Source organism: Streptomyces sp. NPDC057428, assembly GCF_042803195.1.
In the GTDB taxonomy this organism is placed as follows: domain Bacteria; phylum Actinomycetota; class Actinomycetes; order Streptomycetales; family Streptomycetaceae; genus Streptomyces.
The window spans coordinates 1-9,728 of sequence record NZ_JBHVCT010000138.1; the positions used below are offsets into that span (position 1 = coordinate 1).

The following is a 9,728-nucleotide window of genomic DNA, read 5'->3' on the forward strand; positions in this document are numbered from 1 at the left end:
CTCAAGGCACTGGGGGAGGCACGACCGCCCGCAGCCAGGGCGGCAGCCGGCCCGCACCCGGCGTCACGACGTGCCCGTCAGGTGTTCCGGCCGGACCGGAGTTCTGTTCAACTCCAGACCCGTCGCCGCCCGGTCATCCCGCGTGGGCGTCGACCTGTTCCTGGTCGTATCCGTGCTCCTGCCGCTCGCGGGCCGGGCGCGGCCGTGGTGATCGCACCAGGACGCGTTTGAGCCAGCGGTCCGTGCCGTCGTACCGGGGCGTGAAGGCCAGCCTGCCGTGCACCACGGCGTCGTTGTCGATGATCAGCAGGTCGCCCGGTTCCAGCGGGACGACATGGCCGTTGGCCTCCAGAGCGTGACCGAGCCGGTCGAAGGCGGCGATGAAGTCCGGGTCGTCGGTGAGCCGGTGCATGTAGGAGGGGTCGTAGCGGATGCCCAGAGCGCCGTACTCGCGGTGCCAGAGCGTGGCGATCCCGATCTGCCGGCGCAGCTCCGCCTCCCGGTCGGCGTAGCTGTCGTCGGGCAGCACGACGGTCAGGGGCCGTTGCAGCTGTGCGACGTCGGCTGCCGTCAGGGACGCGCTGGTGGCGCTGGAGAGTCTGCTGCCGACGTCGTCCGGGTTGCGCACGCAGGCCAGCAGCAGGATGTCGGCCCGGTACGGGTGGAAGGCGTCCTCGGTGTGCCAGGCGAGCGGGACCACGCTGCCGGCACCGACCTGGAGACGCTCCTGACCGGGACTGGGCAGGATGTTGTGGACGATCCGCCCGTCCTGCTGGTTGCGCCAGCCGAACACCCGCCCGAGACGGGAGGCGACCAGGGCCAGAGCGATGTCGAGGTCGGCGCTGCGCCGAGGGTCGCTCGCCCGCCAGTGCAGTGGCGTGGGGCCCGGGTCACCGCAGTCCAGCAGTCCTTTGACGACGCGGTGACCGATGTGCGGATCGGGAGGCCGGACGAGTTCGTCGAGGCCCGCGGTCAGACTCTGCGGGAGCCGCCTCGCCTCGGGAGCGGACAGCACGGTGTCGCCGGTGGCGCCGCCCGCGGCCAGCGTCCGCGCCACTCGCAGAAGGTCCTTCCCGAGCTCCCGGTCCGCGCGATTCATATCCTGCACCGGCATACGGTCTACCTTTCAGGGACCTTTCAAAAAATGGCGGCCGCTCCGGCAGGAGCCGACCGGTCGGTGAACCGGCGATGAGGTCGGTTCGACCTTGCTTCAGGCGACAGCTTCCGGTCCCGGCGATACACCGGTCAAGGGATCTGAGACTATTCCGCACTTTGCCATCGCCGCCCTCCCGAATTCAATGCGGCCATACCAACAAAATAATGATGAGGGCTCATCGAAAAATGTGTGCCGGGTTCGTTCGTTCCACGGATTTCCGGGCTGTCGGCGACGCCTAGAGTCGTTTCGCGGAAGCCGATTCCGCGGGAACGGCACCGGGTCGTCCCGCTGGCGGACACGCTCTTCGGAGGGTGAGAGGTGGTCTGGAGTTGATCGACAGCACTGTGGCCGACACGTCGGCGGAGTCACGCTCCGTGTCCAGTGGCTCCGCCCCGCACGCGGCGGACGCCGGCGAGGCGTTGCTCCACGAACGCGTCGCCGCACACGCGCACCGCGTACCGGACGCGCCGGCAGTGACCTGTGACGGGCGGACGCTCACTTACGGAGACCTGGACGCCCGCGCCGAGCGGCTCGCCGCCGGCCTGCGAACCCGGGTGCACGACGAGGACGCCGTCATCGCGGTGTTGATGGACCGCTCGACCGACCTGATCGTCACGCTGCTCGGCGTACTGAAGGCGGGCTGCGCGTATCTGGCGCTCAACACCGCCGACCCTGACCGGCGTCTGGCGGAGCTGGTCGCCGACGCCGGGGCACGTCTGGCCGTGGCGGCACCCGAGCACGCCGGACGGCTGCCGGACACCGTCGAAACCCTGACCCCGGCCACGGCGCCCGCGCGCACCGGCCCGGCGCACGTCTCCTCGGCCGCCGCACGGACCAACCGCACGGCCGACGACCTGGCCTACGTCTGTTACACGTCGGGCTCCACCGGTGCGCCCAAAGGCGTGGGCGTGACCCATCGCGGCGTGCTGCGTCTGGTGGTGTCGCAGGACTGGCTGCGGCTGACACCCGAGGACACCGTGCTCCAGGTCTCCCCGGTGTCCTTCGACGCGTCGACGCTGGAGATCTTCGGCGCGCTCTGCGCGGGCGGTCGCCTGGTGGTGCACCCCGGCGGGGGGCCGGTCGATCTCGACGCGCTGGCCGCCACCGTCACCGGCCACGGGGTGACCGTGGTCAATCTGGCCACCGGCCTGCTCCACCAGCTGATCGAGAGCCGGCTGTCCTTCTTCGCCGGTCTCCGGCACGTGGTGACGGGAGGCGACGTCGCCTCGCCCGCGCTCGTGGCCCGACTCCTGGACGCCTGGCCGGGTCTGACGTTCACCAACGGCTACGGCCCCACGGAGAACACCACGTTCACGACGTGCTGGACCACCAGCGGACCGCCGCCGGACGCCGTTCCCATCGGTACGGCCGTCACCGGCACCGGGGTCGCCGTCCTCGACGACGCGCTGCGCCCGGTGACGGCGGGCAGCACCGGCGAGATATACACCTGGGGCGGGGGCCTGGCACGGGGCTATCTGGGCCGGCCCGCGGCCACCGCGGAGCGCTTCCTGCCCTGCCCGTTCGGGCCGCCGGGGTCGCGGATGTACCGCACCGGCGACCTGGCCCGGCTGCTGCCGGACGGGAACCTGGAGTTCGCCGGACGCACCGACCGGCAGGTCAAGGTACGCGGTTACCGGGTGGAACCGGGTGCCGTCGAGGCGGCCCTGGCCCGGCAGTCCGGCATCGACCGGGCGGTCGTCGTGGTCGAACAGGACGGCGCCGGCCGTAAACGCCTGGTCGGCCATGCCGTTCCGAGCGGCACCGCGGACGAGGGGCTGGGCGCACGGCTGCGCGCCTCGCTGGCCGCCGAACTGCCCGGCTACGCCGTCCCGGACACGATCCTGGTGCACACCACGCTGCCGGTCACCGCGCACGGCAAGGTGGACCGTTCCGCCCTCACGAGCGCGGGCCCACGGCCGCGCGCGGTGGCCAACGCCTACGTTCCGCCGGCCACGCCGCTCCAGCGGCGCCTCACCGAGCTGTGGAGCGCGCTGCTGGACACCGCGCCCGTCGGGATCGACGACGACTTCTTCGACCTCGGCGGCCACTCGCTCCTGGCCGCCGAACTGCTGGACGTCATGCACCAGGAGCTGGGCGTCGAGATACCAGCCACCGCGCTGTATCTGCGCTCCACCGTCGCCGAGCTGAGCGAGGCCGTGGGCGAGACCCTTGCCGGACGGGAGATCCGATCGTGACCGTCTCACCGCACCACACGTCGGCCCCGCCCCTCGCCGCCGGATGCCCGGTGCACCAAGGCGGAGCAGGCCCGGGAGCCCTCGCCGACCTGGCCGATCCCGCGCTCTACAGCGACCGCGACCCCCATGCGGCGTGGACCGAGCTGAGGCGCCGGACGCCCGTCGCCCTGCACGAGAAGGACGGCCACCCGTACTGGTCGGTGACCCGGTACGCGGACATCGACCGGGTGCTGCGCGACCACGCCACGTTCACCTCCCAACGCGGCACCCTGCTCTACCTCCTGGGCCGGGGCGACCCGGCGGGCGGCCACCAGATGGCGGCGACGGATCCGCCGCGGCACACGTCGCTGCGCGAACCGCTGCAGCGGGCACTGGCCGTCAAGCCCACCATGGAGCGGCGGGAACAGTTCCGCACGGTGGTGACGGACCTGCTGGCGCCGCTGGCCGACGGAGGCCCCTACGACCTCGCGGCCCACGCGAACCAGCTGCCGATGGCCGTGGCCGGCGTGCTGATGGGGCTGCCCAAGGAGGACTGGGGCCGGCTGGTCGCCCTCACCACCGCGTCCGTGGCACCGGAGGACCCGCGCTACCGCGACGAGCGCGGCATCGACCGGGTGCTCAACATGGCCCACCGCGGCCTGTTCGCCTACTTCCACGAGATCGTCCACGAGCGGCGCACGCACCCGGGCGACGACCTGATCAGCCTGCTGCTGAGGATGGAGATCGACGGCCGCCCGCTCACTGCGGGCGAGGTCATCTCCAACTGCTACAGCCTGCTGCTCGGCGCCAACGTGACCACGGCCCAGGTCCCGGTGAGCACCCTGGCGGAGCTCATGGGCACACCGGCCCTCCAGGAGTGGGCCGACCGGCCGGACCTGATCGTCGGCGGAGTGGACGAGACGCTGCGCTGGGCCACGCCCACCACGCACTTCATCCGCTACGCCACCAGGGATGTGGAGCTGGGCGGCACCCGTGTCGCGGCGGGCGACGCGGTGGCGGTGTGGCTGCCGTCCGCCAACCGCGACGAGGACGTCTTCCCGAACCCGTTCACCTTCGACGCGGCCCGTCGCCCCAACAAGCATCTGGCGTTCGGCATCGGCCCGCACTACTGCGTGGGCCACACCGTGGCCAAGGTGACCCTGCGGCTCTTCTTCGCCGAGCTGTTCAGCCGGTTCACCGACATCGTCCCGGTCGGCCCGGGCAAGCGCCTGTACTCCAACACGATCTACGGCTGGACCGAGATGCCGATCACCGCCCGCTCCCGGCCGCGGGCTCGCCCGGCCGCCTATTGACCCGTGGCCGCCCGCCGTCAGCCGAACCGAAGGTGAGGTCCACCAGCCGATGCCGACCGCCGGCCGACCCCCACGCTGGTTTCTGAGAGAACCGCTTCCCGACGCCCGAGCCCGAGTGTTCCTGCTGCCCTATTCGGGATGCGGCGCGTCCATGTACCGCCACTGGCCGTCCGAGTACCAGGGCGTCAACTTCGTGCCGGTGCAGCTGCCGGGACGCGAGAACCGGCTGCGGGAGCGGCCGTTCGAGACGTACCAGGAGCTGGGCCACGTCCTGTCCGAGGTCCTGAAACCCCATCTGGACGTCCCCTACACCCTGTTCGGCCACTGCAGCGCGGCGCTCGCGGCCTACGAGACCGCGGTGCAGGCCGTCGGCCGCGGCTCGCGACCGCCGCAGCGGCTGTTCGTCTCCTCCGAGGTGGCCCCGCAGGACGGGCCGTACGGCCGTCATCTCCAGATGGACGACGAGGAGCTGGCCGAGGAGCTGCGCGGGCTGATCGTGCAGTTGGGCGGCAACCCGCTGCCCACGTTCGTCGGCATGACCCTGGGTGTGCTGCGGGGCGACATCGAGGTCAACCGCCGCTACCACCTGGCCGATCCGCCGAAGCTGCCCTGCCCGATCACCGCGATCGGGTGGAGCGGAGATGTCGGGATGGAGCCGGAGCGGATGACCGGCTGGGCGGCCTGCGGCGAAATGGATCAGGTCGTCTTCGACGGCGGCCACTACGGCTTCATCAAGGGCCCCGAGAACCTGCTGCGGCTCTTGACCGACGGCGTCACCGCAGACCGGCCGTCCACAGGACCAGCCGGCGGAAGGAGTGAAGAGGCATGTTGATCCTGTCGTTCAAGGAAGGACACGACAGCGCGGTCACGGCGATCGACGACGGCCGCCTGCTGTTCTCGCTGGAGGCGGAGAAGGACTCATTCCCGCGCTACGACTCGCTGACCGCGGAGGTGCTGCTGGCCGCCGCGGAGCGGCTGGACCGGCTGCCGGACGTGGTGGCCGTCGGCGGCTGGGTGAAGGGAGCGTATTCCGACGAGCCGCCCTCGCGCACCGGCTACTTCGGCGTCGGCGAAGGGTCGGTGTCCGACCAGGCGGGCCGGTTCTTCGGCACGGACGTGCGGGTCTTCTCCTCCACCCATGAGCGCTCGCACATCATGACCGCCTACGGGCTCTCGCCGTTCCCCGCCGGGCAGCCGTACTACTGCCTGGTGTGGGAGGGCAACATCGGCTCCTTCTACCGCATCGACGAGAGCGGCGGCGTCACCCACCTGCGGCACGTCATGTCCGACCCGGGTAACAAGTACGCCTACCTGTTCGCCCTGGCCGACCGGAAGTTCACCGCCAACAAGGGCGTCCTGCGGCTCCAGGACGCGGGCAAGCAGATGGCTCTGACGGGCTTCGCCCGACGCACCGGGACCAGCGCGGAGGAGCGGGAGCTCATCGACTTCCTGCTCGCGCAGGAGCGGATCATCACGACCCTGGGCAAGGACGAGATGGACTGGACGCCGTTCCGGAACATCGGAGTGGAGTCGCAGGAGTACAAGGACCTGGCGGCGAAGTTCTCCGACGCCATCTTCGACCGGTTCCACGCCTATGCCGCGGAGCACCTGACCGAGGGGCTGCCGCTGCTGATCTCCGGCGGCTGCGGGCTGAACTGCGAGTGGAACCGCCGCTGGTCCGAATGCGGCCTGTTCCCGGAGGTCTTCGTGCCACCGTGCCCGAACGACAGCGGCTCCTCGCTGGGCACCGCCATCGACGCTCAGCTGCACTACACGGGCGTGGCGGCCGTGGAGTGGGACGTGTACGCCGGCGACGACTTCGTGGAGGACGCCGCCTTCGACCCGGAGCGCTACGAGACCCGGCCGCTGGACTACGGCGAGGTGGCACGGTTCATCGCCGACGGAGGCATCATCGGCTGGGCCCGCGGCCGGTGGGAGATGGGCCCCAGGGCACTGGGCAACCGGTCGATCCTGGCGGCGCCGTTCAGCGCGGAGACCACCGCCCGCCTGAACAAGATCAAGCAGCGGGAAGGCTACCGCCCCATCGCTCCGCTCTGCCTGGAGGAGGACGCCGAGCAATGGTTCGAGGGCTCCCTCCCGGACCCCTACATGCTCTACTTCAGCACCGTCCGCTCCGAGGCCCTCAAGGCCGTGACACACGTCGACGGCACGGCACGCGCCCAGACCGTGACCCGCGAGCAGAACCCGGCCGTGGCCTCTTTGCTGACGGCCTTCCGTGACGTCACCGGGTTCAGCGTGCTGTGCAACACCTCGCTCAACTTCTCCGGCCGCGGCTTCATCAACCACACCAGCGACCTGATCCGCTACGGCGAGCAGCACGACCTCGACGGCTATGTGGTCGGGGACACCTTCGTCACCCGGCGCGTCCCGCGGCCCTGAGCCGGGACCGCGCGGTCCGGGACGCCGCGCCCCTGTGAGAGCACTCGTGTACGTGTGAAAGAGGGAACACCCATGCAGCAGAGCAAGGTAAGGCTGAGCGGACGACAGGCCGATCCGGAGTTCTTCCGCTTCGAGGAGCGCAGCGAACTCGACTACGGGCTCGTCCTGGACGTCCTGCACGGCCGCAGGCTCGGAGTGATCTTCCGGGACGTCATACCTCCAGCCGCGCGTAAGGAACTGACTGAGCGGTTCTGGGCCAGTCCCGCACGCCAGCACCGCGAGGGCGAGCCGTCGCACTACGTCGGCGCCTACCACTGGAACAAGAGCGCCGACACCTACCTCCGGGAAGCCGCCGAGGCAGCCGACCACGTACAGGAGGTGATCGACGCTCCTGGTTCGCCCTGGCACACCTTCCGGCAGGGCGTGAACAAGGCCCTGCGGCAGGAGGGCGCCGCACTGAGAGTCGCGGAGATGGACGGCCGCTCCGCGTCCGCGGCACTCATCCGCGCGTGGGACAAGGAGGGCGACTTCTCCCTCGACCCGCACGAGGACGAGGCACAGTGCAAGGATGCGCGCCAGGCCGGCTTCGAGATCCAGCGCGTCCTGGAGCACGACATCTGCGCGGTGAACATGTGCACCGAGCACACCGCCGGAGGACGGCTGGTGATCTGGAACATCCGCCCCGACGACGCGACGCGGCACGCCCTGGGCATCGAGCAGACCGGCCTGCCCTACACGGCCGAGGCCCTGGCCGACTTCGAGGAACTGCGCCTGGACATCCGCGAGGGCGACGTCTACGCCTTCAACGGCGCCTTCGTCCACGCGGTGGACGCCAACACCGGCAACCGCACCACGGTGTCCTTCATCATGGGCTTCACCGACGCCCACACGGTCGTGAGCTGGACCTGAGGCCGGCACGGCCGACGGCCCGCACCGGACGTCCAGGGCCCGCCTTCCCGAGCGTGCGCCGACTCCGCGCGACGCCGTTGATGCCCCGACGGGGAGGGCGGGCCCTGGCGATGTCCGTGGCGCTGAGACCAAGGGAAGGTAGGGAGAGGTGGACGTAGACGACCAGCTCGGGTCGTACCGGGGTGACCGGCCGGGCCCGATTGCCGGTTCCGGTTCCGGTGTCGAAGGAGCGTACGGCAGCGGGTGTCCATACAGCGGCGCGCGGGCCGGGAGCACCGGCCCTGCCGGGCGGGCCGGCGGTGCAGACCCGGGCACCGAGGACTTCGACAGCCATGACCCGGCCTTGGCCGAGGACCCCTTTCCCGCCTATGCGCGCCTGCGGTCGCGGTGCCCTGTCTCCTGGAGCGGGGCCTGGGGTGGCTTCTGGGTCGCGACACGGCATGCGGAGGTCTCGGAGGCGGGGCGCGACGGAGTGTTCCGCACCGGGCACCTGCTGGCCGACGGGACCCTTCAGGGTGTGACCATTCCGCCTCTGGGACAGACCGGCAGACTGGTGCCGCTGGAGGAGGACGCACCGCGGAACCTAAAGTTTCGCAAGTTGCTGTCGTCGTTCTACTCCGCGGGCAGGGTGCGAGAACGGATGCCGGAACTACGCCGGTTGGCCCGGGAGAGCGTCGACTCCGTCATCTCCGAGGGCGCCTGCGATCTCGTCACCGCGCTGACGCTGCGGGTGCCGGGCGTCGTCACCATGCGCGATCTGGGGCTGCCGGACGACCGCTGGTTCGAGATCGACTCGCTGGTCCACCAGGCTCTGCTGGCCGCACCGCACGATCTCGCCGGGGCCCGCGACCACGCGCAGCGCATCACGATGGCTCTGGTGGAGGAACTGGACGTGCGCCGCGAATACGGCACCGACACCACGGACCGCAGTCTGTTCCCGCTTCTCCTGGCGGGCAGAGTGGACGGCGAGCCCGTGTCCGACGAGGACATCCTGTCGATGCTGTACCTCATCCTGCTGGGCATCGACCCGGTGTCCTCCCTGACCGCGACGGCGCTTCTGCACCTGGAGGAGCATCCGTCGCTCAGGGCCCGTCTGATCGCGGACCCGGCCCTCATCCCGCGTGCCGCGGACGAATTCCTCCGGTGGATGTCGCCGGTGCAGGGCACCGCCCGCACCGTCGCCGAGCACGTCGAGCTCGGGGGCCGTACGCTGCGGGCGGGCGAGAGGGTCTTCGTCAGCTGGGCCTCGGCCAACCGCGACGAGGCGGTCTTCGCCGACCCCGACACCGTCGACCTCGACCGCGACATCTCAGGACACCTCGCCTTCGGCGCCGGCTCGCACTACTGCCTGGGCGCCTCCCTGGTGCGGGCCCTGTTCACCGTGATGCTGGAAGAGGTGCTCACCCGGATTCCCGACTACCGGGTGAGCGACCGTGGGGCCGTCACCTGGTTTCCCGACATCACGTCCTTCTACGGCGTCACCTCGCTCCCGGTCCGTTTCACTCCACGGTCCGGCTGAAATCCGACCGGGTCCTGATGCGGTGACTCGTGACGACGGCCGCACGAGAGCACCACCGGGACGGAGAAAAGCGGCCCGGCGTCGCACGCTGTGCGGACCAGTGCGGAGCCACAGGACAACAGACCAGTGACGTGGAATCCGCTTAATTCCAACGGCCCTTCGACCCGGGTTCCGCAGCTCAGTGGGTGTCCGATGAGTCGAATTGGGCATCAGCGCAGGTCAGCGAGTTTCGGCTAGTGGCGGGAGCCGGTATCGCC

Annotated in this window: 7 protein-coding genes; 6 read left to right on the forward strand and 1 reads right to left on the reverse strand. The window is 70.5% G+C overall.

Annotation, left to right across the window (positions count from 1 at the left end):
* Positions 1–133 precede the first annotated feature (133 nt).
* Positions 134–1,114: a TauD/TfdA family dioxygenase gene (locus ACFU5K_RS29935; RefSeq protein ID WP_266637744.1), complete on the reverse strand. Its 981-nt coding sequence runs from the start codon at positions 1,112–1,114 to the stop codon at positions 134–136.
* Between the two features lie 371 nt (positions 1,115–1,485).
* Between ACFU5K_RS29935 and ACFU5K_RS29940 the strand changes: the two genes are divergently transcribed.
* From ACFU5K_RS29940 to ACFU5K_RS29965, 6 genes are all read left to right on the forward strand, one after another.
* On the forward strand, positions 1,486–3,351 hold the full coding sequence (locus ACFU5K_RS29940; RefSeq protein WP_384067254.1) for an amino acid adenylation domain-containing protein: 1,866 nt from the start codon (positions 1,486–1,488) through the stop codon (positions 3,349–3,351).
* Complete coding sequence (locus ACFU5K_RS29945; protein WP_384067257.1) at positions 3,348–4,643, forward strand: cytochrome P450; 1,296 nt, start codon at positions 3,348–3,350, stop codon at positions 4,641–4,643. Before ACFU5K_RS29940 ends, ACFU5K_RS29945 begins: the two co-directional genes overlap by 4 nt.
* Before the next feature lie 49 nt (positions 4,644–4,692).
* A complete protein-coding gene (locus tag ACFU5K_RS29950; RefSeq protein WP_097282418.1) occupies positions 4,693–5,475 on the forward strand; it encodes a thioesterase II family protein in 783 nt (260 codons plus the stop codon).
* Entirely contained in the window at positions 5,469–7,043 is a 1,575-nt protein-coding gene (locus tag ACFU5K_RS29955) for a carbamoyltransferase C-terminal domain-containing protein (RefSeq protein ID WP_384067259.1), read from the forward strand. Before ACFU5K_RS29950 ends, ACFU5K_RS29955 begins: the two co-directional genes overlap by 7 nt.
* A 72-nt stretch (positions 7,044–7,115) precedes the next feature.
* The gene (locus ACFU5K_RS29960) at positions 7,116–7,952 is read left to right on the forward strand and encodes a hypothetical protein (RefSeq protein ID WP_097282420.1); all 837 of its coding nucleotides are present in this window, start codon (positions 7,116–7,118) and stop codon (positions 7,950–7,952) included.
* A 517-nt stretch (positions 7,953–8,469) separates the two neighbouring features.
* A complete protein-coding gene (locus tag ACFU5K_RS29965; RefSeq protein ID WP_384067262.1) occupies positions 8,470–9,471 on the forward strand; it encodes a cytochrome P450 in 1,002 nt (333 codons plus the stop codon).
* Positions 9,472–9,728: the final 257 nt, after the last annotated feature.

Bases quoted from the DNA above. Each gene is read 5' to 3' on its own strand.
- ACFU5K_RS29935 (WP_266637744.1), bottom strand. From the start codon at position 1,114: ATGCCGGTGCAGGATATGAATCGCGCGGACCGGGAGCTCGGGAAGGAC.
- ACFU5K_RS29950 (WP_097282418.1), top strand. From the start codon at position 4,693: ATGCCGACCGCCGGCCGACCCCCACGCTGGTTTCTGAGAGAACCGCTT.
- ACFU5K_RS29955 (WP_384067259.1), top strand. From the start codon at position 5,469: ATGTTGATCCTGTCGTTCAAGGAAGGACACGACAGCGCGGTCACGGCG.
- ACFU5K_RS29960 (WP_097282420.1), top strand. From the start codon at position 7,116: ATGCAGCAGAGCAAGGTAAGGCTGAGCGGACGACAGGCCGATCCGGAG.